Origin of the sequence: Pauljensenia sp. 20925_1_34, from assembly GCF_041432775.1 — a bacterium.
GTDB lineage: Bacteria > Actinomycetota > Actinomycetes > Actinomycetales > Actinomycetaceae > Pauljensenia.
The window spans coordinates 131945-155572 of record NZ_JAPWAG010000003.1; the positions used below are offsets into that span (position 1 = coordinate 131945).

Here is a 23628-nt window from a genome sequence, read left to right on the forward strand (position 1 = left end):
CTAATAGTTGTCGGCTATCATAGTCCCAAACACTAACCTAGCGTGCGGGGTTCACCGTGGAATCCCATAACGCGCCGGGGCTCCCCCAAGGCCCGCACCAGCGGGAGCACCCCTCGTCAATTTCCTCAAGGAGGAGGACTCATGACACGCCTACCCCGTCGTACCCTCTGCGCCGCCGGCCTGACCGGAACCGCCGCGCTCCTGGGCGGCATGTACGCCTTCAGCCAGCTGAGCGGGAAGGCCACGCCCGAGGAGCAGGCCTGGCACTACCCGGGCGATGACCTCATCGACGCCAACTACGACAACGGCTACTCTTCGACCTACGCGATCACGATCGACGCGCCCGCCTACGCGGTGTGGCGTCTTTTCAAGCAGATCGGCGCGGAAAAGTCCGGGTCCTTCTCCTCGGAGTTCCTCGAGCGCGTCTTCGCGCGCCTGCCCTTCTTCAACTCCTACGAGATCCAGGAGGAGTTCCAGCAGCCCGACTCGATGGTGCCCGGCGACATCGCGGCCTTCGACTTCCACGGCATGTCGATGGAGTGGGCAGACGTCGTGCCCGGCAAGTACATGGTCCAGTGGGTCGACACGAAGAACCCGCCCAAGGCGCCCGGCTCCTACGCGTTCCGCTTCCCCGGGATGACGAACTTCGCGGCCGCCTGGTGCTTCTACATGGTGCCCCTGTCGGGCGGGCGCACGCGCCTCATCAACCACTGGCGCATCGGCTACGAGCCCGCCTCCCCCGCCATGAAAGCCCTGAACTGGATCAACATCGAGTTCATCGGCGGATGCATGACCCACCTGCAAAACCTCTACGTCAAGCGCGTCCTCGAGTTCAAGAAGAAGCAGCACCTGACGGGCCGATTCATGCGCGGCATGCTGGGCGGGCGCTTCTTCAACTCGGGCACGCCCGCCGGGCGCTACGACGGCACTCCCCTGTTCGAGGAGACCTTCACCCAGTGGTTCCGCTACGGCCGGTCCGCTCCGGCCGTCGCCGAGATCCGCCCGCCCGTCACCGACGACCCGTCGTGGCCGCCGACGGGCGCGGACAGCCCGTGGGCGGGCGAGGTCGACGCCTCCTACTTCGAGGGCTGGAGGGAGCCCGCCTTCTCCTGGGAGGAGCAGATCCGCCAGAAGATGGAACGCACCTACCTGCCCAATTGGGGGAAGGAGCAACGCTGATGGGCGCCGTCACTCCCCCGGACTACCCGACGCTCTTCTTTTTCGAGGTCGGCCAGTGGTGGGACTACGCGATGCTCTTCCTCGTCGTCGCCCTCCTCGCGGGCGGGGCGTGGCTGGCTCAGCGCAACATGTGGGTGGTCCTCGCGCTCTTCGTGATCGTGCCCATCGCCCTGACGATCTTCTGGTGGCCGCACTCGACGGCGGGGACGGCCTCGGCGGGCTGGTTCCCGATCGTGAAACAGTACTCGGCGCTGGCGGGGTCCCTGTGCCTCGTCGCCCTGCAGGTCTTCCCGAGGCTGCGCTACAACCGCTGGTACCTGATCATCCCGCCCGCGATCCTCGCGGTGAATATCGCCGAGGCCGTGGTGCGCGACTTCCAGTGCTACGGGATTCACGGGGTGGATCCCTCGCAGGGGATGGTCACGTGGGGCGGGCCGTGGAACGTCATGAACGGCATTGCGGGCATCTTGAACCTGCTCGCGATCTCCGGGTGGGTCGGGATCTTCGTCTCCAAGGGCAAGGAACGCGCCCTCATCTGGGGCGACCTGACGATCGGGTGGATCATCGCCTACGACCTGTGGAACCTCGCGTACGTGTACAACTGCCTGGCGGACCGGGCGTGGTACTCGGGCGTGGCGCTGCTGGCCTCGTGCACGATCCCCGTGCTCATGAAGTTCGGGCGCGGCGCATGGATCCAGTACCGCGCGTACACGCTCACGCTGTGGTCGGGCGTCGTGCTCACGTTCCCGCACTTCATGCACGATTCGATGTTCGCCCACCGCAGCGCCCACAACCCCTGGGCGATGCTCATCCTCTCGGCGGCGGCGCTGGTGGCGAACATGTGGGTGTTCGGCGCGCACGTGCGCACCATCGTCTCCAAGCGGCGCAACCCGCTCACGCAGGAGGTCCACGCCGACGAGGCCACCTACGCCTCGTGGGTCCGTGACCTCGCGTCCGACAAGGACAAGGAGCTCATCGCCGCGCGCCTGGGCACGACGCCCGAGGAAGCGGGGTTCGTGGCTACGGATCAACGATAGGTGTCCTTGACGGATGAGCCCCTCTGTGGGGAGCTTCTTGCTGGCGGGGGTCGCGCACATCATCAGTGCGCGGCCCCCGCACGTTGCACCTCTCGCGGCGTTTCGACGGCTCTTGCCTCTCAGCGCGAGTTCTCCGCGTCCCCGCCTACCGTCGGCGTTGTGTCCGTTTGGTGGTCGGTCTTGACAGTGGGTCCGTTGGTTGCCAGTGCGTGTGTGTTTGTTGTTTGACGAGGTCGGGGCGGGGTTGGTCTGCCTGGTGCACGTTTGTGCGGGTTGGGTGGGAGAACGTGCCGTGGTGCTTACTGCACATTCTTGGTGTTTCGTGTCGGTTCTGCGCGTAATCTGATGGGAATAGGAAGTGCTTCCAGCGTCGGAAGCGCCCAGGAGGAGACCTCACAGGAGAGGTGTATGCATCATGATGGTCCCACCCCTATCCGAACGTCCCGTGACCGAGGAGGACGAGGAACAGTTCCGCCGCGAGTCCGCCCCGCGCAGGTACACGCTGTGGGAGCGGTGGAGTGATTATCGGGCTGATGTGAAGCGCAACCGGCCCAAGGGAGCCAAGGCGCGCTTTCGGGCGTGGATGGACGCCGACGCCGTGGACTGGGGGATCCGCGTCGCCGTCGTGTTCTTGTTCATTGGCGGATCCTACTCCCTGTACATCAACGGTGTTGCGTACGGCTGGTGGCACGCCTGGGGTGAACAACCCACCGTTGCGGCGACAACCACCCCCGCAGCTCGGCCTGCACCGTCCGCATCGAGCGAACCTGCCATGTCCGGCGGCTACGAAATCGGACCCGACGGCGTCCTGGTACGCCCCGCCGAGCACGCCGCCTCCACCTACACCAAACCAGAACTACCCGAAGAAGCCAAAGAAAACACCGAAAGAGGAGCAGAACTCGCCGCCGAATACCTCCTCGACACACTCACCTACGCATGGAACACCGGAGACACACAACCCTTTGAGAACATGACAGAACCAGGAGAGAAATATCGTGAAGGTCAGATCAAGAATGTCAACGCTCTCTACACAAATGGCTGGATGTACGGCAACAAGACAACCGTGACAAACATAGTGTCTGTATTTCCAGCATCTGAAAAGGAATGGGGGGTCGAACCCAATACTATCGCAGTTGTATTCGATGGCACCATAAACAACGGAATCGCGTGCGTTGGACAAAGGATCGTTGACAAGAATTCCGACGAGTCGGTCACTTACGCGTTCTACATGACTTGGAAAAATGGTGGCTGGATTTCAACGGGAGGGAGCGTGCTCAATGATGAGGAAAAATAAATGGACTCAACTTATCAATTTTAGCCTCAGCGCCATATTATGCACCCATCTTACGATCGCCATTTCCGGTGAAACAGTTGCTCAGCCAATCGACAATTGCACTGATAGCACCGGAATACAACTTGGGATTTGCGTCAATACCGACAATGACAGCCTTACCGTATTGGCGCAGCAGCAGAAGCAGATAGAATCCTCTGGACATCCGTCGAGTGGTGGTGGTTCGTCGACTCTGGATGAACAGAGGGCGCAGAAAACAGCTGATAATACGCCTGATCCTCGTGCGTTGGCGTACGCGGAGTGGGCTCGTTGCAAGGCAGCAGCTCCAGGAAAGGGACCTAAAGGCAGTGCTGCCTCTAGCACGAACTACGACGATGCGTGTCCTCTTCCTCCAGCACCACAACGCGGCAACGATCAAGCCCAGGATCCTGGGCGCCAGCCCACAACGCAGGACATCCTCTACGCCGCCGCCACCATCATACACGCCGACGGCGCTGGCCTGTACAAGCGCCCACTGAACGTCTCGTACACGAACAAATACATTCCTTCCATCGTCGCGGTCACCAGTCCCACCCAAACCCACGTCATCAACCTTCTGGGCCACGACATCACGATCACGCTCACGGCCACGAGTTATGAGTGGAGTTGGGGTGATGGAACCCCGAACCTTGTCACCACCTCCACTGGCTCGGTGTGGCAAGACGGCATGGACCTCAACACCGACCCACGCCTCATCCGCCACTACTACACCCCGCCTCAAGGCTGGCGTTCCATGCTCGATGGCCCCTACCCCCACGAAGACCGCGAGATCACGCTGACCACCACGTGGAGCGGAACAGCCACCAATCCCTTCACTGGGGAGACCCAGACCATCAACGGCCTGGTCACCACCACCGAGACCACCGGCAAGTTTCCCCTGTCCCACCTGGTCATTAACAACACCGACACCTGGGAAGAAAAACAAGGCCACTAACCCTAGCCGCCCGAGCGAACGTAACCGCTGCACACGCGACGCAGGAAACAGGCAAGGCAAAGGAGCACACGCCATGATGGTCCCACCCCTATCTGAACGTCCCGTGACTGAGGAGGACGAGGAGCAGTTCCGCCGCGAGTCCGCCCCGCGTAAGTACACGCTGTGGGAGCGGTGGAGTGATTATCGGGCTGATGTGAAGCGCAACCGGCCCAAGGGAGCCAAGGCGCGGCTTCGGGCGTGGATGGACGCCGACGCCGTGGACTGGGGGATCCGCGTCGCCGTCGTGTTCTTGTTCATTGGCGGATCCTACTCCCTGTACATCAACGGTGTTGCTTACGGCTGGTGGCACGCCTGGGGTGAACAACCCACCGTTGCGGCGACGACTACCCCCGCTGCTCGGCCTGCACCGTCCGCATCGAGCGAACCTGCCATGTCGGGCGGCTACGAAATCGGACCCGACGGAGTTCTCGTGCGTCCTGCCGAGCACGCGGCCTCCACCTACAGCAAACCCGAACTACCCGAAGAAGCCAAAGAAAACACCGAAAGAGGAGCAGAACTCGCCGCCGAATACCTCCTCGACACGCTCGCCTACGCATGGAACACCGGAGACACACAACTCTTTGAGAACGTGTCGGACCCTAATGACAGCTTTCGAAACAAGTTTATATCTGACATAAATTCCATGTACTCCGACGGCTGGACATACGATAGTCGAATAAGTGTTAATCATGTTCTGCGCGTCGAGCCGCAACGTCCTAATGGCAATGATGTGCCGCCCAATTCAGTGCTCGTCGTCCTTCTCACCACGACATCAGATGGCACGAGTTGCAAAGGCCAGAGAGTTATTTCTTCTACAGGGGAACAATCACTAGTATTTGCGCTTCTGATGACATGGCAAGATGGTAGGTGGATTGCCATCCAAGGAGGTTCGAAGAATCCTGATGTTCGTCAATAACCCTGAACGACTCGCCGCTTCACTGCTGACCAGCACGGTTCTGACGATGACACTGCTGTCGTCAGGTGTGAATGCGGCCGACGAGCCCTTTGATTTTTCACTTTTTGAGGCCGAAGCTAGCGGAACGAGTGTCGCGGTAGCGGCGGTGTCAATGGGTATGGGCCTGTCCCACCTGGTCATCAACAACACCGACACCTGGGAAGAAAAACAAGGCCACTAACCCGCCCAGTACGCCTGGGCACGACGCCCGAGGAAGCGGGCTTCACGTCCGCGAGCAAGGGGTAACGGATCGCTTATTCGCACCGCTGCATGTATCGCGTCAGGATGACTGTCATTCCCCTTCAGAGGAAGCGCATTGCATCATCGCATCGAGGGGCTCCTCGTCCGACCGCACCGTGAGGCCTACGCCCGGGCCGTTCCCTACTAGGGGACGGCCCGGGAGCGGGGACGGGAGCTTGGTCAGGTCGTAGCCACGCTCAGCCTCATCAGCCCACGCCTGAATCTGCTCATCGCTGACAGGATTATCGCGAATGAGACGATCATTCATGTGACACCTCGGCAAGCTTGGCACGGCGAGCACGATCAAGGCGGAGGGTGAACGGCTTCGCACCAACACCGACGCTAATCGGGCGGCCGGCCGCAGACGAACCGAGATGCTTCCCGTCGTAAGGAACACCGTTCTCAGCCTCGTTCCCCCAACGCTCCAGATCCTCATCAGTGAACGTCGCACCATCAGCTGACGTATACGTCGCCATCGTTACCTCCTTGAACCAACCTCTGCGAGCACCGCTCGCGTTACCAGCAAAGCCACCCATTCGCACACATATCAGTGTATGCACGAATAGGTCCCAAGGGAACGGGACTCCCACGACATCTCTGCCCGCACGGGCGCAACACACGCGAGGGGCCGCGCACGAGAAAACGTGCGCGGCCCCTCATCTCTCAACCGGGGAAGGATCCCCGGCCTCGTGAGGCTTACTCCTGGAGGCGGCCCTCGTCGTCGAACACGTAGCGCGTGCCGTCGATCCAGCGCGCCCCGGTCACCATCGCCCCGGAGGAGGAGAGGTAGAACCAGGATCCGCCGTCCTTCAGCCAGCCGGTGACCATTGCACCGCCGTCAGGCGAAAGGTAGTACCAGCTGGAGCCCACGCGCTGCCAGCCGGTGGACAGGGACCCCGAGGACGACAGGTAGTACCACGAGGATCCGTCGCGCACCCAGCCGGTACGCATCGCGCCCGAGGACGACAGGTAGTACCAGGCGCCCTGCACCTTCATCCAGCCGCTCGCCATCGCTCCGCTGATGGGATCCAGGTAGTACCACGTGCCGTGTACGCGAACCCAGCCGGAGGCCTGTCCGCCCGAGGGCCCGTAGTAGAACCACTCGCCGTCCTCATGCACCCATCCGGTCACCATGTACCCGCGCGCGTTGAAGCGGTAAATCGCTCCGTCGATGCGCAGCTGCGTCGAGGTCGGGTAGGTCCCGTCCTCGTAGCGCCACCACCAGCCGAAGGTGCCGGACACCCAGCGCCCAGCCCGGGCCTCGTCGGGTCCGACGTGATCGGGGCTGACCGTGAAGGGAACGCGCGCTGTCACGTCGTCGTCGGCCCGCGGATCAGCGTTGCGCCCGGAGGCCTCGACAGTCACGGTCGCAGCCCCCGCGAAGCGGCCCACTCCCTGCGGATGCGACACATCCACGCCGTCGGCCTGGAGGGTCACCGAGTTGCCCTCGAAGGCGCCGTTTCCCACGCCGGTCGCGACTTCGCGCTCACCGACGAGGAGGCGCGCGGAGGTCACCGGACCGGCGACGGTCACGCGGATGGAGACGCGCCCTGCGACGCTCTCCCCCGCCAGCGGCTTCCACGCGCCCCCATCCGTCGAGTACTCAACCGTGCCAATGACCGGCGCAGGCTGGTCCTTGAGCACGGCATCCAGGGCGTTGGGCAGGCCCGCGCCACGGTACTCGCGCCCCTCCACGGGCGCGGCCAGACGGTCCCAATTCTCGGGCGCACCCGCCTGTTTCTTCGCCAACGCAATGATCTCCGAGGAGTTCATCTCCGGGTGCACCTGGCGCAGCGTCGCGATCACGGCCGCCGCCAGCGGCGACGCCTGCGAGGTTCCGTACAGGTTCCCGTAGGCTTTGCCGTACCAACTCGTCAGCGGCGCGTAGATCTTCGCGCCGGGCGCCGCAAAGTCGATGCTGGTCGCGCCCCAGTTCGACCAGGACGTCGGCTCCAGCACGCCGGTCGCGGGGTCCGCGCCGTCGGGCAGCTGCAGCGCCGACACCGCGAGGGTGCCGCGCATCATCGACGGCAGGTAGACGCCGCCCGTCACGTCGCGCTCGAAAGCGCCCCACGTGTCGCCCGGCGACGAGTCGTCGGTGGCCGGCGGGTTGTCCAGGTCCGTCGTCCAGTTGCCGGCGGCCACCACGTTGATGACGTCCTTCGACGTCGCGTAGTCGGCGGCGCGCTGGACAGCCTCCAGGCCGGCGGCCTGCTCGGGATCGTTCGGCATCCAGTACTTCCACGGGTTGACGTAGTAGGAGCCGTTCGTCACCGAAATGTCGTGCTCGGCGGCCCACACGAAGCCGCAGGCAATGTACTCGGGGTAGAAGTAGCCGCCGTTGCGCGAGGCCACGTTGATCGCGGCGATCGTCAGCGTCGGGTTGACCCCGTCCACGCCCACGCCGTCGTGCTTAGCGGCGATCGAGCCGGCCACGTGCGTGCCGTGCGTCGCGTCGTCCCAGCGCCACGCCGCCGGATCCTGGTTGGGGATGCCGTTGACGTTGCAGGCCACGGACTTCGCGTGGTCGACCTGACCGGCCAGATCCGGCACGGTGTCGTCGATGGACTGGTCCATCACTCCCACCGTCACGGGCGCGCGCATGACGTCCACGTCCTGGGCTTCCAGGGCTCGCAGCGCCTGGAGGTGCCACCCGTTGGAGGTCTGCGGGTCGGGCGTCACCCCGGCCTCGTCCTCGCTCTGAGCGCCGCCGGACTGAGCGCCGCCTGTCTGCGCGCCGCCCGTCTGCGCTGCGTCGGCCTTCGGAGCGGCCTCGATCGCCTTGTCCGCGGCCACGCGGGTCGCATAGTCGATGGGGACCACGGCCTCGTTACCGCCGACGGGCGCCTGGCGGGTCGGGCCAATCGAGTCGTAGCTGATGCCCTCCTTGATCAGCGCCTCTCCCAGGTCGGGCGAGAACGTCGGGGAAGCCGACTGGACGAAGAACGTTCCGAACTGCGGGTAGCGCGCCAGGACTAGGCCTCCCTTGAACGAGGCCTGGGCTGCGGCGCGCTCGAAGGTGGCCTTATCCGTGTTCTTGGGCAGGTTGACCGCGTAGTTGGCGGGCAGCTGCTCGGTGGCGCGGGCGGGGGCGGTGATTCCGGCCGTGGCCGTTCCAGGAAGAGGAGCCTCGCCGGTGCCCGGATCGGGTTCGGGCTGGGGGACGACGGCGGGGTCGCGCGACACCGTGACCCTCGCCTCGCGGCTCGTGTCGTCGTCGGCCTGGCGGTCGAAGTTGATGCCTGTGGCGCTGACCTGGATGCGGGCGCTCACCGAGTCGACCCCTTCGGGCACCAGCGAGCTGAGGTCCACGTTCTCGGCGGACACGCTTAAGTCGGGCGCGTCGTACGTGCCCGAGCCGTCGCGGTCGACGCTGGTCAGGCCCGCGACATCCATGTGCAGGTGGCTAATGGGGGCGGCCGCCGCCGCGTAGAAGGTGACCGGGCCGGCGGGCAGGACCGCGCCGTCGAGGCTCTTCCACTCTCCCTTGCCAACGCGGTACTCGAGGGTGTTCACGGTCGGCTGCATCTGGTCGCGACGCATCGTGGTCAGCGCGTTGATGAAGCCGTAGCCCCGGTATTCCTTGCCGTCGGCGGGTGCATCCAGGCGCGTGTAGTCGATGGCGGCCTGCTTGCGCATCAGATCGATGATCTGCGTGCCCGTGAAGCTCGGGTGCGTCGCCTTAATGAGCGCGGCGATGCCCGTCATGTGGGGCGTCGCCATGGACGTGCCGCTCGTCTTTGCGTAGCCGCTGGGGAACAGGGCGAGCGGCACGGTCGAGTAGATGTCCTCGCCGGGGGCCGCGAAATCGACGGTCTTACCGTAGTTGGAGAAGTCAGCGCGCGCGAGCGTCGTCCACTCCGGCTTGGTCTCGGGGTCGACCCGCTTGACCGCGCTGACCTGGCTCACGCCCGCGACCTGGCCGGGCACGCGGATGGAACCCGCGACGGGACGGTCCTTGATGGGCGTGTCCACGTCGGTCGGCGAGCCGGAGTCGGTCGTCGGATGGTCGTTGTCCGCCCCCTCATTGCCGGCCGACGCTATGACGGCCAGGCCCTTGCCCTGCGCGTAGGCGATCGAGCGCGACGCCGCCTCCAGTCCCGCGGCCTGCTCGGGGTCGGTCGGGCTCCAGTACATCCACGGGTCCATCGAGTAGGAGTTGTTCACGATGTCCACGCCGTGTCCCGCCGCCCACATGAATCCGCAGGTCACGTACTCGGGGTAGATCAGCTGCTCGGAGTTCGCGGCCTTGATGGACACCAGGGTCGCGTCCGGCGCGATACCGTCGATGCCGACGCCGTTGTGCTTCGCAGCGATGATGCCGGCGACGTGCGTGCCGTGGAAGTAGTCGTCACGCCAACCCCCGTACGCCTGGGAGGCGATGCCGTTGGCCGCGCACGACACGGAGCGGGTCTGATCGACGCGCCCAGCCAGGTCGGGGTGCATGTCGTCGATACCCGTGTCGATAACGCCGACGGTCACGGGGGCATGCGCGACGGGCACGGCCGCCGCATCGGCGGCGCTCATGGCCGCAGCTCCCCAATTCGAGACCTCTTCCGCCCCATCGGCCGAGCTTACCGCCTGGCCGCGAGCGCTGTGCACGCCGCCGGAGTGGCCGCCCGACTGAGCGCCGCTCTGGCCCGCGGTGTCTCCAGATTGCGCGGGCTGCGGCGCGGGCTGCGGCGCGGGATCCTCACCTGGGTCAGCCATCTCGACGCGCTCGCCCTCGGGCACGGGGGCCACGCGGGTCGGTCCAATCGAGTGCACTGTGATCCCGGCGCCCGCCAAGGCCTCGGCCAAGTCGGGAGCGAACGAGGCCGACTCACTCTGGGCGAAGAAGGTCCCGATCTGCGCATACGAGGCCAGGGCTGCGCCGTTTGCTCCCGGAACCTGGGCGAGGGCGCGCTCCAGGTCAGCGGGACTGGAGCCCGGACTCAGGTTAATCGCGTAGTTCATGAGGCCCGCGCTGCTTCGTGCGGGGGAAACGAGGGAGGTGGGTTCATTGGCTCGGGCTGGTGGTGCGGTCGCCGTCGCTGTGCCCATGGACAGGGCGAGGACGGCGACGAGCCCGATGCGTGCAACGTTGCGGCGCATGGTTCCTCAACTTTCAGTTGTCGCTAACGCGCGCACGACCACGTGCACGCGCAGGACCATCTTCCTAGAGTTTGACAGGTCTGACAATTCATCTGCGCTGAAATCGGGCACCACCTGCGCGATCTCGAGCATGACAGTGGAGGGGCCGCGCGCCTGCGCGACCCCTCCACGGCCGGTACTGTCAGCCCCGGGAGTGCCCATCCCGAGCCCCGCCACCGGCCGCTAGCGCATACGACCCGACGAATCGAAGGTGTAGGCAACGCCGTCGATCACGCGGTCGCCCGTCACCATGACGCCGCCCTCATCCAGGTAGTACCAGTACGCGCCGTCCTTGACCCAGCCGGTCGCCATCGCGCCCGAGGGCTGCAGGTAGTACCAGGACGAACCTTCCTTGAGCCATCCCGTGCGCATCGCGCCCGAGGCGTCCAGGCGGAACCACGTGCCGTCCAGGTTCAGCCAGCCCGAGGCCATAGCGCCGGTCGCCGGATCCAGGTAGTACCAGGTGCCGCCCACGTTCTCCCAGCCGAAGGCCTGCTCGCCCGACGGCTTGTAGTAGCTCCACTGGCCATCGACCGTCGCCCAGCCGGTCACCATGTAGCCGCGCTCGTCGAATCGGTAGGTCTTCCCGTCAATGCGCAGCGCCTGCGAGGAGGGGTAGGAGCCGTCGGCCTTGCGCCACCACCAGCCCACGGCATCGGATTTCCACTCGCCGGCCACGGCCTCGTTCGGATCCTCGCTGGCGCCGGCAACGCTGAACGGAGCCGAGACGGTCACGTCATCGTCGGCGCGCGGGTCCGAGTTGCGGCCCGATGCCTCGACCATGACGACGTGCGCGCCGGTCAGGGATGAGACATCCACGCCGTCAGCCTGGAGCATCACAACGCCCTCCGCGGGGGTGCCCGTCGCGAGCTCCTGGCCACCCACCAGCAGACGTGCCGACGTCACCGCGCCACTCACCGTCGCGCGCACGGACACAGAACCGGAGAGCTCCTGGCCATCCAGCGGCGCCCACTGAGCGCCATCCGTCGAATACTCGATCTGGCCGACCACGGGGCGCGGCTGATCCTTCAGGACCGCATCCAGCGCGTCCGGCAGACCCACACCGCGGTACTCCTTGCCATCCCACGGAGCGTTGAGCTCACCGTAGTTGCCCGCCGCCTGCTTCTTCATCAGCTCGATCACCTGATCACCCGTCAGCTCCGGGTGCACAGACTTAATCAGCGCGGCAACGCCCGACACGTGCGGGGTCGCCATCGACGTGCCGTCCGCGACCGCGTACCCGCTCAGGTAGAACAGCTGCGTCGCGGTCGAGTAAATCTGGTCGCCGGGAGCCGCAAAATCAATCGTCGTGCCGTAGTTCGAGAAGTCGGCGCGCGCCAGCGACAGGCCGGGGCGAACATTGTAGGCCTGCATGACCGCGCTGACCTGCGCGACACCGTCGATCATGGAGGGCACGCGGATGCTCCCCTCGACGTTGCGTCCCTTGGTCGGCGTGGCGGCATCTGTGGGAGAACCGTTATCGATCGTGGGATTGTCGATGCTCACCCCCTCGTTACCGGCGGCGGCGATGACCGCCAGGCCCTTGCCCTGCGCGTACTTGATCGAGCGCGTCGCGGCCTCCAGGCCCGCCGCCTGCTCCGGGTCCGTCGGGCTCCAGTAGACCCACGGGTCCATCGAGTAGGAGTTGTTGACGATGTCCACGCCGTGATCGGCGGCCCACATGAACGCGCAGGTCACGTACTCGGGGTAGATCAGGCGATTATCGTTGGTCGCCTGGATGGCCACGATGGTCGCCTGGGGTGCGATGCCGTCGATGCCAATGTCGTTGTGGTTGGCGGCGATAATGCCCGCCACGTGCGTGCCGTGGTAGAACTCGTCGCGCCAGCCGTAGAAGTCCTGCGTCGCCACGCCGTTCACCGAACACTTCACGGAGCGCACCGTGTCCACGCGGCCCGCCAGGTCGGGGTGCGTGTCCTCCACGCCGGAGTCGACGACGGCGACGGTCACGGGCGCGCGCTCCACGTCAACCTGACCGGCCTCGCGCGCGTGCATGGTCTGCGCACCCCAGTTGAAGATCTCTTCGGTGGCCGCCTCCGTGGCGGTCTCATCACGCATGGCGGCCAGGCCGGTGCCCGCCGCGTCTGCGGGTGCCTCAGCGGGAGCGTCCCCGGCCTCGTCAGTGGGCAGGGTAACGCGCTCGTAGTAGAGCACGCCCTGGGTGCGGGTCGGGCCGATCGAGTGGACGGGAATTCCGGCGTCCTTCAGCTTGGCGGCCAGGTCGGGGGCGAACGAGGGCGTGGCGCTCTGGGCGAAGAAGGTGCCGATCTGCGGGTACGAGGCCAGGGCCGCGCCCTTGGCTCCCGGGACCAGGGCGATCGCGCGCTCCAGGTCGGCGGCGCTTGCACCGGGGGCCAGGTTGATCGCGTAGTTCATCTCGTCGTCGTTGGCGCGAACCGGGGAGATGAGGCCGGTCGCGTCCTCGGCGTGTGCGGGCGGAGCAACCACCGTCGCGACGCCCATGGACAGGGCGAGCGCGGCGACGACTCCGATGCGTGCGGCAGTGCGGCGCATTGTTCCTCGACTTTCGATTGTGACTCGGTGGAGCATGACTGCGTTGGGTAGCAACAATCATCCTAGGGTTTGCCAGTAACAACAAAACGTAGGCAACCCTAATCTCGCACGTAATTTCCCCCTGGTCAGTATTTGAGTAGCCCGCAAACGTTGCAATTCCAACGATGCGATTTCAAAATTTGAAATAGACGGAGGGGAATTACGTGCGACATTGCTGAGGAAGCATCGCCTCAGCGCGGGAGCAGAGGGCGAACACGGAAACAACAGAGACGGGGAGCGCCCGTAGGCACTCCCCGTCTGCTCTGCTTATTACAGGCCGACAGTTACTCCAGACCCGCGTCGAGCGCCAGCAAGTGATCCACCGTCTGCGGACGGATGAACCACCGCGCGGATCCGTCCTCGACGGCCAGGACGCCGGGCTTGGTCAGCATGTTGTAGTTCGACGCCATCGAGTAGCCGTACGCACCGACGGCGGGAACGGCCAGCAGGTCGCCGCCCGCGATGTCGGCCGGCAGGTCGATGTCACGGATGATGATGTCGCCGCTCTCGCAATGCTTGCCGACGATGCGGCAGCGCGCCAGGGACGAGGCCTCGGCTGGGTCGCGGTTGGCGAGCGTCGCCGTGTAGGCAGCGTCGTAGAGGACCGGGCGGATGTTATCCGACATGCCGCCGTCGATCGCCACGTAGCGGCGCACTCCCCCGTCTTCCAGGGAAATGTCCTTGACGACGCCCACGCGGTAGAGCATGACCATCGAGGGACCGGCGATCGAGCGGCCAGGCTCAACGGACACGTGCGGGATGGGCAGGCCGTGGTGGGCGCAGCGCTCGCGCACCACGGTGGCCAGCGCACGGGCGACCTCGACCGGGGAGGTCGGGACCGGATCCTGGCCGGTGTAGGCGATGCCGACGCCGCCGCCCAGGTCGATCGCGGGAACGTCGAGATCCAGCTCGGCCTTGAGGAGCGCCGCAAAGTCGATGACGATGCGCGCGGCCTCGGCGAAGGCTTCGGTCCCAAAAATCTGGGAGCCGATGTGGCTGTGCAGGCCCCGGAAGTCCAGGTGAGCCGCATCCTTGATCGCAGCCACGGCCTCGTAGGCTTGGCCGGTGGCCAGGGACAGGCCGAACTTCTGGTCCTCGTGGGCGGTCGCGATGTACTCGTTGCCGCCCGCGTGAATGCCGGACTTCAGGCGCACCATGACGGGCGCAACCACTCCGAGAGCGGCGGCGATGCGCTCGATCTGGTGGACCTCGTCCATCGAGTCGATGAAGATGCGGTGGATTCCGGCCTCCAGGGCGAGGCGGATCTCCGCATCGGACTTGTTGTTGCCGTGCAGGCCGATGCGGTCGGGATCCACCCCGGCGCGCAGTGCGAGGGTCAGCTCGCCGAGCGAGGCGGTGTCGATGCCCAGGCCCTCGTCCGCGACGAGGCGCGCGACGTCGGCGCTCAGGAACGCTTTGCCGGCGTAGAAGGCGTCGCCGCCGCTCATGCCGTAGCCGTCCCAGAACTCCTCGGCCATCGCGCTGGCCCACACGCGGGCGCGCCCGCGCATGGCCTCGACGTCGAGCACGAAGGTGGGCGTGCCGAACTCGTCAGCGACGCTGGTCAGGTCAACGCCTCCCACGCGCAGCACGCCGTCCTCCCGGCTCGCACTCCACGGCCACAGGTCGGGGCGCTCGTCGGGGGTCGGGCAGGTCAGGAACTCCGCCTCGCTCACCGGGTCACATCCTCTCGGGGGCGCTCACGCCGAGGAGGCCGAGGCCGGTGCGCAGCACCTGGGTGACCGCGTCGTTGAGCCAGAGGCGAGCGACGTGGCCAGGCTCGACCGGGTCGTCACCGCGCGGCGTCACGCGGCACTGGCCGTACCAGGTGTGGTAGGTGGCGGCCAGGGACTCCAGGTAACGGGCGATGCGGTGCGGCTCGCGCAGCTCGGTGGCCTGGGCGACCTGGGCCGGGAACTGAGCGAGGGCCGCCAGCAGGGCCTCGTCCGCGTCGGTGTCGAGGGCAGCAGGGTCGAAGCCGGCGTCGCGGGTGACGCCGTGCGTGGCCGCGTTACGCGCAACGTTGCAGGTGCGCACGTGCGCGTACTGCACGTAGTACACCGGGTTGTCGTTGGAGTGCTGAGAGAGCAGGTTCAGGTCGATGTCGACCTGGGTATCCATCGAGACGCGCACGAGCGCGTAGCGCGCGGCGTCCACGCCCACGGCGTCGACCAGGTCATCCAGAGTGACGATCGTGCCAGCGCGCTTAGACATACGCACGGGCTCGCCGTCCTTGACCAGGTTGACGAGCTGGCCGATGAGGATCTGCAGATTCTCACCCGGCTTGTCGCCGAAGGCGGCGCACATGGCCATCATGCGGCCGATGTAGCCGTGGTGGTCGGCGCCCAACAGGTAGATCGCGACGTCCGCGCCGCGTTCACGCTTGTTCAGGTAGTAGGCGACGTCGCCCGCGAAGTACGCGGCCTGTCCGTCCGACTTAATGAGGACACGGTCCTTGTCATCGCCGTAGGTGGTCGTGCGCAGCCACACCGCGCCCCCCTCGTCGAAGATCTCGCCGCGCTCACGCAGGCGCTCGATCGCCTCGGCGACCGCACCAGAGTTGTGCAGGGAGTCCTCGTGGAAGAAGACGTCGAAGTCGGCACGGAAAGAGTGCAGGCGCTCCTTAATTTCGCCGAACATGAGCTCGACGCCGCGAGCGCGGAAGACCTCGATGGCCTCGTCCTCGGGCAGGCTGATCGGGTCGGGCTCGCCGGCGGCGCACGCGTCGGCGCGGACCTGGTCGGCGATATCGGCGATGTACTGGCCGCCGTAGCCGTCCTCGGGCACCTCGCGGCCCGTCGCGCGGGCGTAGAGGGAGTGGGAGAAGCGGTCGATCTGCGAGCCGTGGTCGTTGAAGTAGTACTCGCGGGTCACGGCGGCGCCGGAGGCGGCCATGAGGCGCGCCATCGAGTCGCCGACTGCTGCCCAGCGGGCACCACCCAGGTGCACGGGACCGGTCGGGTTGGCCGACACGTACTCGAGGTTGATGGAGCGACCCGCGAGGGTCTCGTTGCGGCCAAACGCAGCCCCGGCCTCGACGATGGTGCGGGCCAGCTCGCCGGCCGCTCCCGCGCCCAGTCGAATATTGATGAAGCCCGGGCCCGCGACCTCGACGGAATCAATGCCGTCTGCGGCGGCGAGGTCGTCGGCGAGGATCTGCGCGAACTCGCGCGGGGCCATACCGGCCTTCTTGCCGAGCTGCATGGCGACGTTGGTCGACCAGTCACCGTGCTCGCGCACGCGCGGACGCTCGACCGTCACCGGGTCGGGCACAAGGGCAGGGTCGATGGAGATGCGCCCGGCGGCGGCAGCGTCCAGCAGCGTCGAGCGAATAAGAGAGGCAAGTTCTTCAGGAGTCACCCCTCAAGATTACGGGGTTTTCGCTCGTCACCGCTCACCCATGCGCGGTGCGCGCGTGAAAACCTGGCCACACGAGGCCCGCCTGGGCGCCTTTCGTCCCGCCGTGAGGGACGCGAGGCGAGTAATATTTCGGGTAGCCGAATATTTTTCTACCTGTAGTGAGGATCCCCATGAGCGCCACGGACAGCGAGCATCGCCACAAGCTCATCCCCCTCCTCGGCCCCGCTTTCGTCGCGGCCGTCGCCTATGTCGACCCCGGCAACGTCGCGGCCAACATCACGGCCGGCGCGCGCTACGGCTACCTGCTCGTGTGGGTCCTCCTCGCCTCCAACATCTTCGCGATGGTCGTCCAATATCTGTCCGCGAAGCTCGGCCTCGTCACCGGCCGATCCCTGCCCGCCCTCCTGGGTGATCGCATGTCCAAGCCCGGACGCATCGCCTTTTGGATCCAAGCGGAGATCGTGGCCGCCGCGACCGACCTAGCCGAGGTCATCGGCGGCGCGCTCGCCCTCCACCTCCTCTTCGGGATCTCACTGCTGTGGGGCGGCGTCATCATCGGTGCCGTGTCCATGGCACTTCTCGTCGTCCAAGGCGAAGGCAAACAGCGCCAGTTCGAGACGATCATCGTCGGCCTACTGATCGTCATCACGCTCGGATTCCTCGCAGGTCTGTTCGTCGCCCCACCCAGCCCCTCGGGCATGCTCGGCGGACTCCTCCCCCGCTTCCAGGGCACAGACTCGGTGTTGGTCGCGGCATCCATGCTGGGCGCAACCGTCATGCCGCACGCGGTCTATCTGCACTCCTCGCTGGTCAACGACCACGAGGCCGACGAGCTCGGCCCCTCCACCGCGGACTCGCGCCACTCCTCGGGGCACCTCTCACGCCTGCTGCGCGCCACGCGCATCGACATCTACTGGGCGCTGAGCATCGCCGGCTTGGTCAACATCGGCCTGCTGCTCCTGGCGGCCGCGGCTCTGGCCGGTCAGAGCGGCACCGACACGATCGAGGGGGCGCACGCGGCGATCTCCTCCACGCTCGGCCCCATCGTGGGCACCGTCTTCGCGGTGGGTTTGCTCGCCTCGGGCCTGGCGTCGACGTCGGTGGGTGCCTACGCGGGCTCCGAGATCATGAATGGCCTTCTCCACGTTCGCGTGCCGATCCTGGTGCGCCGCCTCGTCTCCCTCATTCCGGCCCTGATCATCCTGGGCGCGGGCGCGGAGCCGACGTGGGCGCTGGTTGTCTCCCAGGTGGCACTCTCCTTCGGAATCCCCTTCGCGATCATTCCGCTCATGCGCCTGACCGCCAAGCGCGAGGTCATGGGCGAGTATGCGAACACCCGCACGCTGCGCGCCGTCGGGTTCCTCATCGCAGCCGTCATCGTCGCGCTCAACCTCTTCCTGGTCTACCTGACGCTCACTGGCCAGGGCTAGGGGCCAGACCCACCAAAAAGTCGCACGTAATTTGGTTCCCCTAAATTTTATTAGGCATCGAGAAAACCGCGGAATTCCGCCACTTAGATTTCAAAATTTGAAACACACAGCGGGGAATTACGTGCGACATTGTGGAGGAACCACGAGGCCGGGGCACCGAGGCGCGCAACGAGGCCGGAGCGCGTAACGAGGCCGGAGCCAAGCCCGAGTCCAGGCCCAGGCAACACTCCCCACCACCAAAAAGTCGCACGTAATTTGGTTCCCCTAAATTTTGTTAGGCATCGAGAAAACCGCGGAATTCCGCCACTTAGATTTCAAAATTTGAAACACACGCCGGGGAATTACGTGCGACATTGTGGAGGAACCACGAAGCCGGGGCGCCGGGGCGCATAACGAGGCCGGAGCGCCGGGGCGCGCGCCGGGGCGAGCACACGAAACGGGGCCGGTCATCACCGGCCCCGTTCCACGGAAGTTCTCAGGCGCGCACGGAACGCTCGTAGTCCTTCATCAGGTCGATGCGGCGCTGGTGGCGCTCATCCCCGCTGAAGGGGGTCTCGAGGAAGGCGTCGATGAGAGCGATGGCCTCGTCGTCGCTGTGCTGGCGGGCACCGACAGCCATCATGTTCGCGTCATTGTGCTCGCGGGCCAGGCGCGCGGTCGCGTCCGACCACACGAGGGCGGCGCGCACGCCCTCCACGCAATTGGCGGCCATCTGCTCACCGTTACCGGAACCGCCGACAACAACGCCGAGGCTACCCGGCTCGCTGGCGACCGCCTTGGCCGCATCAATGCAGAAGGGCGGGTAGTCGTCGAGCGCATCGTAGGCGAACGCGCCGTGGTCGACGACGTCGTGGCCGGCCTCGCGCAGGTGGGCGATGATCTTTTCCTTGAGCTCAAAACCGGCGTGATCAGTGGCAATATGGACGCGCATGGAATCCTCCTGAGGGGTTCTCGGACAAGCAACGCCCACTAGTATGGCACACCTCACCGTCACGCGCGGGCGTTTGAAGCCTGCTAAACTGGCGGAGCTGCCCCGATAGCTCAGCGGATAGAGCGCTTGCCTCCGGTGCAAGAGGTCGCAGGTTCGAGTCCTGTTCGGGGCGCCACGCGTACCCGCGCCCCGCCACACGCCCGCGCAGACGCGGTATCACGGTCGCCGCCATTCACGCGCCCACCGCGAGCCCGCACCCGTGCACCCACGCGCCCCCGCCTCATCGATGAGGCCACTCCCACCTCGGACAACGTTCCCCACCACGCGGCCACCGCATAAAATAAAGAGCGTTTCTATCGTCTACCAAGGAATGGCCAATGACCTACCCGTGGTGGAGTCTGCTCCCCTTCGTCGCGATGCTCGCGTGTATCGCGCTCTTGCCCATCATCCCCAAGACCGCGCACTGGTGGGAAAAGGAATCCTCCCAGCTGTCCGTCGCGCTCGCTCTCGGCGTGCCGACGACGGTCTGGATGTTCATGAGGGCGGGCACCGGCCCGCTTATCGCCACGGGCGTGGAGTACGTGCAGTTCATCGCGCTGCTCTTCGCGCTCTTCGTGGTCTCCGGCGGCATTCACCTGGCCGGCGACATCAAGGCGACCCCGCGTAACAACACGATCTTCCTGGCGATCGGCGGCCTGCTGGCCTCGTTCATCGGGACAACGGGCGCGGCCATGCTGCTCATCCGCCCGCTCCTGGAGACCAACAAGGAACGTAAGCACCGCGTGCACACGGTCCTGTTCACAATCTTCATCGTGGCCAACTGTGGCGGCATACTGACTCCGCTTGGCGACCCGCCGCTCTTCCTCGGCTACCTGCACGGCGTTCCCTTCACGTGGACGTTTGCGCTGTGGAAGGAGTGGCTGTTTACTCTGGCGCTGCTGCTCCTGTCGTATTACTCGATCGACCGCGTGCGCTACGCGTCGGAGGACACCTCCTCCATTGAGGCCGACGACCGCGAGGTGAGGCCCCTGCGCCTGCACGGCACCATCAACCTGCTCTTCTTCGCGATCATCATCCTGTCCGTCGCTTTCGCTCCCTCCTGGGACGGCGAGGCGCTGGCCGAGGGCCACGTGCACTCGTGGACCGGTTTCGTGCCGTGGCGCGAGATCATCATGTTCACGGTCGCGGGCCTGTCCTACAAGCTCTCGGATAAGAAGGTGCGCTTCGAGGAGAACGCGTTCACGTGGGCGCCGATTATGGAGGTCGCCACCCTGTTCATCGGCATCTTCGCGACGATGGCGCCGGCGCTGCGTTACCTGGAGCAGATCGCCCCGTCCCTGCCGCTGACACGCATGACGTACTTCGTGTTCACGGGCGGTCTGTCCTCGATCCTGGATAACGCCCCGACGTACATGACGTTCTTCGAGATGGCGAAGGCCTCCGGCGGCGAGGGCACCCTGGTCGCGGGCGTGCCCGAGTACTACCTGATCCCGATCTCGCTGGGCGCCGTGTTCTGTGGCGCGATCACGTACATCGGCAATGGCCCGAACTTCATGGTCAAGTCGGTTGCCGAGTCCGACGGCGTGCCCATGCCGTCGTTTGGCCGCTACATCGGCTACGCGTTCACGCTCCTGGTGCCGATCCTGGCCGCCATGGCGATGATCTTTGTGGGCGAGTCCTGGCTGGTTCGAGGCCTGGGCATCGCCCTGGCAGCCGGCCTGGTGTTCCTGTCGCTCGTGCGTATCCGCCGCGCGGGCCTGGACGAGGCCGTGGCCGACTTCAGCGGCGACGAGTAAGCGGGCGGTCCTGACAGATGCGTTGAGGGGGGCGGAGCCACACGGCTCCGCCCCCTCGTTTTGCTCACCAACAGGGATGTTATAAGCAGTTCCGATGGGGCAAAGCCCAAGCGCCAAGCACCTTCCTCAGCTCATCCGCTACCCTGATGCTGAGTTCAAGCCAACGAGCAAGCAGCAGGGAGGAATGGGAAACGACCATATGACACTCGTCCGTATTACTGCTGCCCCGTCAAGGGCGTCATCGGCGGGGTGGCCGCCCACTATTTTGGAGAAGCTGTTGGCGATGGGATAAACAATCAAGGTGTAGAGCGTATAGCAGAGAGGATGGGGTAGGATCGCACATGAAAGAGCACCTGTTTGGCATTCTGTGCGCTTTGTTTATTGGCGTTCTTGGCGTGGTCACATGGTACGCCGAAATGTTCACAGACTCCAAGGCTGCGAACCTGTGGCGTCGCATGAACGGACAAGGTCGCATCAGCAAGAACTGGGCAGCTATTGGATCTCCAGCTCTTACATCTATCGCGTTTATATATATTCTTGTTACGCTCATTGAAAAGCACGCCCCCGACTGGTTTACCTTTAGCCTCGCATGCCTCATGATGCTACTTCTTCTGGTGATTCTCATTGGACTTCTACCGATCAAATTCCCACGGTGGGTCTACGCCGATTGGCAGTACGCCAAGCGCCATGGGCTCTTAGACGCCGATGGCAACATCGATCAGGAGGCATACGAGAAACACACAAAAGGCAAGGGATTCTGGTGAACGAACGCGGGTCCGCACCTCGCTATCTCAGGGCCTTTCGCCCCCGTTGGTGCAGTCGTTGGTGGCCTGGTCGGCGGTGTCGTCGGAGGACTGATCGGGCACTACGCTGGAGAGAAGGTTGGAGACGGAGCAAACTCAGTCATTGATAGCCATATGGACAACGGGTAAAAGGGATTCAGACGATGAAATACGATGATGTCATGCCAGTTTTGACATTTCTATTTGGCATCTTCTGCATGACAATATGGTATCTTGAAATGTTCTCTGACAGTCGCCTTGGACGAATCTTGGGAACTATGACGAAACCAAGTCTTCGCGGCAGAAACTGGTCAGCGATCAGCACCCCAGCATTCTCACTAGCGTTTATAGATGTCGGTGTCATGACCTTTGCCGAACAGGGAATCATTCCTCGCGTCCTGTATACGCCCTGTGTCTATATTTCATTACTCCTTGTCCTAGTAATTCTCATCGGTCTTCTGCCCATCAAGTTTCCCCGGTGGGTCTACGCCGATTGGCAGTACGCCAAGCGCCATGGCCTCCTGGATGAGAGCGGGAACATTGACCAGGAAGCGTGGGCACTGCACCATGCGGGCAGGAAGGAATTCTGGTGACGAACAGGTAACAATGGCTCTTTCGTCGGGATGGAGATTCCTGACCCCGGAGGAATACACACAGCTAGGCCCACTCGCGGATGATCCCAGCGTTCGCCTCGTTGCCGTCACTGAGACGAAAGATGAGGGTAATGTTCCGACCTTCGTGGTGACCGGCGGAGCGCTCAGCACCGACGCGAGCGACGACGATGTCTACGCGGACACCATCAGGCAGGTGGAGGAAGCGTTGCCCGGATTCCACCTTATTGACGACTTCGCGTGGCCGGTTCTCCCGGAGGGGGCTCGATGGCGGACAGGCGTCTACATTCTTGACGATGTGTCGCTGACCCTCAGTCAGCTCACGTGGATGACACGCATTGCGCCCGCGACACTGCAACCTCCGCAGCGTTTCCTGTGGACCGCGACGTGTACGTGCCCCAGCATTCTATTCCCCACTATCATCGATGATTTCATCACGATGGCTCAAACCCTGGAGGTGACACCGTGAGTGACCAGGCAATCGACGCCAACTCCTCGGATCAGATCATCGTCACCGTCGAGCAGGCCGATGCCCTGCTCGAAATGATTGCCAGTGACGAGAATGCCGGGCACATTTCAAGCGCTGCTCTCACCAGCGGTCTGGTGTCGCTCGGGCTTGCCGGTGCCAACGGCCTGGCCGGTGACGCGGCACGAATCCTCGAACCGGTGCGGGCAGCCCACTCCCGAATTATTATCCGCGTCTTCTCCCCTTCCATCCCGGGCATCGTGCGCGACTGGAGGATCTGGCCCACAGCACCTCGCTCCGTTGTTATGCGTTCCGATGTGGACGGCGTGCACTTCAGCCAGGTTGATGACTGCGAAGTCCCCCACATCGCAGCCCTCGCCTCCCTGCTGCACGCCGGACCGACCATCCACGACGGGCCTCCTTACATTCCCGCGGATTTCGTCGCTGCGATTCGTTCTCTCGACGCACAAGGCGCTCAGGATGTGCTCAACGATCTCGTGACATATGGTCCCGCGGAGTCACACTTCGCCCAGGACTGCGTCTCGGGGCGCTGGAGCGTCGTCACCTGCGTGCGCGAAGAGACACGTCGCGGACAGTGGCGGACGGGGCCACACTATGAGTGCTTCGTGACCGACCATCTGCACGCGCAAATCCACGCTCCGCTTGACGAGAAAGCCCTCGCCCGCCTGTCAGCGGATCCAACACTGGACGCGCCGCCTCGCGCAGCGATCTGGGCGATGTTGATGGGGCTGCTCGTGCCCTAACAGCCACCTGTTTCGGCCGACCTTTGACCCCAAAGGCAGCAGAGTCCTCCCCCAAGCCAGGTCCTTGAGC

At 64.8% G+C, this 23628-nt stretch carries 20 protein-coding genes and 1 tRNA gene; 14 read left to right on the forward strand and 7 right to left on the reverse strand.

The window, feature by feature from the left end; all coding sequences use genetic code 11:
* Positions 1-141: 141 nt before the first annotated feature.
* The 6 genes from O3669_RS02375 (at position 142) to O3669_RS02400 (ending at position 5655) form a co-directional block, all read left to right on the forward strand.
* Positions 142-1179: a hypothetical protein gene (locus O3669_RS02375; protein WP_371523497.1), complete on the forward strand. Its 1038-nt coding sequence runs from the start codon at positions 142-144 to the stop codon at positions 1177-1179.
* Positions 1179-2216, forward strand: coding sequence for a DUF5692 family protein (locus O3669_RS02380; protein ID WP_371523498.1), 1038 nt, complete (start codon positions 1179-1181; stop codon positions 2214-2216). The genes O3669_RS02375 and O3669_RS02380 overlap by 1 nt, the downstream gene beginning before the upstream one ends.
* Positions 2217-2661: 445 nt before the next feature.
* Positions 2662-3510: a DUF6318 family protein gene (locus O3669_RS02385; RefSeq protein ID WP_371523499.1), complete on the forward strand. Its 849-nt coding sequence runs from the start codon at positions 2662-2664 to the stop codon at positions 3508-3510.
* Entirely contained in the window at positions 3494-4480 is a 987-nt protein-coding gene (locus O3669_RS02390) for a hypothetical protein (protein WP_371523500.1), read from the forward strand. Before O3669_RS02385 ends, O3669_RS02390 begins: the two co-directional genes overlap by 17 nt.
* Before the next feature lie 103 nt (positions 4481-4583).
* Positions 4584-5435: a DUF6318 family protein gene (locus O3669_RS02395; RefSeq protein WP_371523501.1), complete on the forward strand. Its 852-nt coding sequence runs from the start codon at positions 4584-4586 to the stop codon at positions 5433-5435.
* Positions 5422-5655 carry a hypothetical protein gene (locus O3669_RS02400; protein WP_295920246.1) on the forward strand — a complete coding sequence of 78 codons (234 nt, stop codon included), beginning with the start codon at positions 5422-5424 and terminating at the stop codon, positions 5653-5655. Before O3669_RS02395 ends, O3669_RS02400 begins: the two co-directional genes overlap by 14 nt.
* A 111-nt stretch (positions 5656-5766) precedes the next feature.
* On the opposite strand, the gene O3669_RS02405 is transcribed toward O3669_RS02400, so the two are convergent.
* The 6 genes from O3669_RS02405 to argS form a co-directional block, all read right to left on the reverse strand.
* Positions 5767-5982, reverse strand: a complete 216-nt coding sequence (locus O3669_RS02405) for a CopG family transcriptional regulator (protein ID WP_371523502.1) — start codon at positions 5980-5982, stop codon at positions 5767-5769.
* Positions 5975-6190, reverse strand: coding sequence for a CopG family transcriptional regulator (locus tag O3669_RS02410; protein WP_371523503.1), 216 nt, complete (start codon positions 6188-6190; stop codon positions 5975-5977). The genes O3669_RS02405 and O3669_RS02410 overlap by 8 nt, the downstream gene beginning before the upstream one ends.
* A gap of 220 nt (positions 6191-6410) precedes the next feature.
* Positions 6411-10808, reverse strand: a complete 4398-nt coding sequence (locus O3669_RS02415; RefSeq protein ID WP_371523504.1) for a S8 family serine peptidase — start codon at positions 10806-10808, stop codon at positions 6411-6413.
* A 222-nt stretch (positions 10809-11030) separates the two neighbouring features.
* Positions 11031-13379, reverse strand: a complete 2349-nt coding sequence (locus O3669_RS02420; protein ID WP_371523505.1) for a S8 family serine peptidase — start codon at positions 13377-13379, stop codon at positions 11031-11033.
* 323 nt (positions 13380-13702) lie between these two features.
* Entirely contained in the window at positions 13703-15094 is a 1392-nt protein-coding gene (lysA, locus tag O3669_RS02425; RefSeq protein WP_371523506.1) for a diaminopimelate decarboxylase, read from the reverse strand.
* A gap of 4 nt (positions 15095-15098) precedes the next feature.
* Entirely contained in the window at positions 15099-16778 is a 1680-nt protein-coding gene (gene argS, locus O3669_RS02430) for an arginine--tRNA ligase (protein ID WP_371523508.1), read from the reverse strand.
* Positions 16779-16948: 170 nt separating this feature from the next.
* Here argS and O3669_RS02435 point away from each other — a divergent pair, with 170 nt between their 5' ends.
* Positions 16949-18208: an Nramp family divalent metal transporter gene (locus O3669_RS02435; protein ID WP_295920258.1), complete on the forward strand. Its 1260-nt coding sequence runs from the start codon at positions 16949-16951 to the stop codon at positions 18206-18208.
* Positions 18209-18683: 475 nt separating this feature from the next.
* On the opposite strand, the gene O3669_RS02440 is transcribed toward O3669_RS02435, so the two are convergent.
* Positions 18684-19139, reverse strand: coding sequence for a ribose-5-phosphate isomerase (locus O3669_RS02440; protein ID WP_371523509.1), 456 nt, complete (start codon positions 19137-19139; stop codon positions 18684-18686).
* Between the two features lie 99 nt (positions 19140-19238).
* On the opposite strand from O3669_RS02440, the gene O3669_RS02445 reads away from it, so the two are divergent.
* From O3669_RS02445 to O3669_RS02475, 7 genes are all read left to right on the forward strand, one after another.
* Positions 19239-19314: transfer RNA gene (locus O3669_RS02445), tRNA-Arg, on the forward strand.
* 202 nt (positions 19315-19516) lie between these two features.
* Positions 19517-20935: a sodium:proton antiporter gene (locus O3669_RS02450; RefSeq protein WP_371523510.1), complete on the forward strand. Its 1419-nt coding sequence runs from the start codon at positions 19517-19519 to the stop codon at positions 20933-20935.
* A gap of 341 nt (positions 20936-21276) precedes the next feature.
* Complete coding sequence (locus O3669_RS02455; protein WP_315284301.1) at positions 21277-21699, forward strand: hypothetical protein; 423 nt, start codon at positions 21277-21279, stop codon at positions 21697-21699.
* A 24-nt stretch (positions 21700-21723) separates the two neighbouring features.
* Positions 21724-21867 carry a glycine zipper domain-containing protein gene (locus tag O3669_RS02460; RefSeq protein WP_315284306.1) on the forward strand — a complete coding sequence of 48 codons (144 nt, stop codon included), beginning with the start codon at positions 21724-21726 and terminating at the stop codon, positions 21865-21867.
* Positions 21868-21881: 14 nt separating this feature from the next.
* Entirely contained in the window at positions 21882-22310 is a 429-nt protein-coding gene (locus O3669_RS02465) for a hypothetical protein (RefSeq protein ID WP_371523511.1), read from the forward strand.
* A 13-nt stretch (positions 22311-22323) separates the two neighbouring features.
* Positions 22324-22797, forward strand: a complete 474-nt coding sequence (locus O3669_RS02470; RefSeq protein WP_371523513.1) for a hypothetical protein — start codon at positions 22324-22326, stop codon at positions 22795-22797.
* Positions 22794-23558, forward strand: coding sequence for an XRE family transcriptional regulator (locus tag O3669_RS02475; protein WP_371523514.1), 765 nt, complete (start codon positions 22794-22796; stop codon positions 23556-23558). The genes O3669_RS02470 and O3669_RS02475 overlap by 4 nt, the downstream gene beginning before the upstream one ends.
* Positions 23559-23628: the final 70 nt, after the last annotated feature.

Excerpts from the sequence above, each read along its gene's own strand:
- O3669_RS02375 (WP_371523497.1), top strand. The coding sequence starts at position 142 with ATGACACGCCTACCCCGTCGTACCCTCTGCGCCGCCGGCCTGACCGGA.
- O3669_RS02380 (WP_371523498.1), top strand. The coding sequence starts at position 1,179 with ATGGGCGCCGTCACTCCCCCGGACTACCCGACGCTCTTCTTTTTCGAG.
- O3669_RS02390 (WP_371523500.1), top strand. The coding sequence starts at position 3,494 with ATGATGAGGAAAAATAAATGGACTCAACTTATCAATTTTAGCCTCAGC.
- O3669_RS02400 (WP_295920246.1), top strand. The coding sequence starts at position 5,422 with ATGTTCGTCAATAACCCTGAACGACTCGCCGCTTCACTGCTGACCAGC.
- O3669_RS02405 (WP_371523502.1), bottom strand. The coding sequence starts at position 5,982 with ATGAATGATCGTCTCATTCGCGATAATCCTGTCAGCGATGAGCAGATT.
- O3669_RS02410 (WP_371523503.1), bottom strand. The coding sequence starts at position 6,190 with ATGGCGACGTATACGTCAGCTGATGGTGCGACGTTCACTGATGAGGAT.
- O3669_RS02415 (WP_371523504.1), bottom strand. The coding sequence starts at position 10,808 with ATGCGCCGCAACGTTGCACGCATCGGGCTCGTCGCCGTCCTCGCCCTG.
- O3669_RS02420 (WP_371523505.1), bottom strand. The coding sequence starts at position 13,379 with ATGCGCCGCACTGCCGCACGCATCGGAGTCGTCGCCGCGCTCGCCCTG.
- O3669_RS02435 (WP_295920258.1), top strand. The coding sequence starts at position 16,949 with ATGAGCGCCACGGACAGCGAGCATCGCCACAAGCTCATCCCCCTCCTC.
- O3669_RS02440 (WP_371523509.1), bottom strand. The coding sequence starts at position 19,139 with ATGCGCGTCCATATTGCCACTGATCACGCCGGTTTTGAGCTCAAGGAA.
- O3669_RS02450 (WP_371523510.1), top strand. The coding sequence starts at position 19,517 with ATGACCTACCCGTGGTGGAGTCTGCTCCCCTTCGTCGCGATGCTCGCG.
- O3669_RS02455 (WP_315284301.1), top strand. The coding sequence starts at position 21,277 with ATGAAAGAGCACCTGTTTGGCATTCTGTGCGCTTTGTTTATTGGCGTT.
- O3669_RS02465 (WP_371523511.1), top strand. The coding sequence starts at position 21,882 with ATGAAATACGATGATGTCATGCCAGTTTTGACATTTCTATTTGGCATC.
- O3669_RS02470 (WP_371523513.1), top strand. The coding sequence starts at position 22,324 with ATGGCTCTTTCGTCGGGATGGAGATTCCTGACCCCGGAGGAATACACA.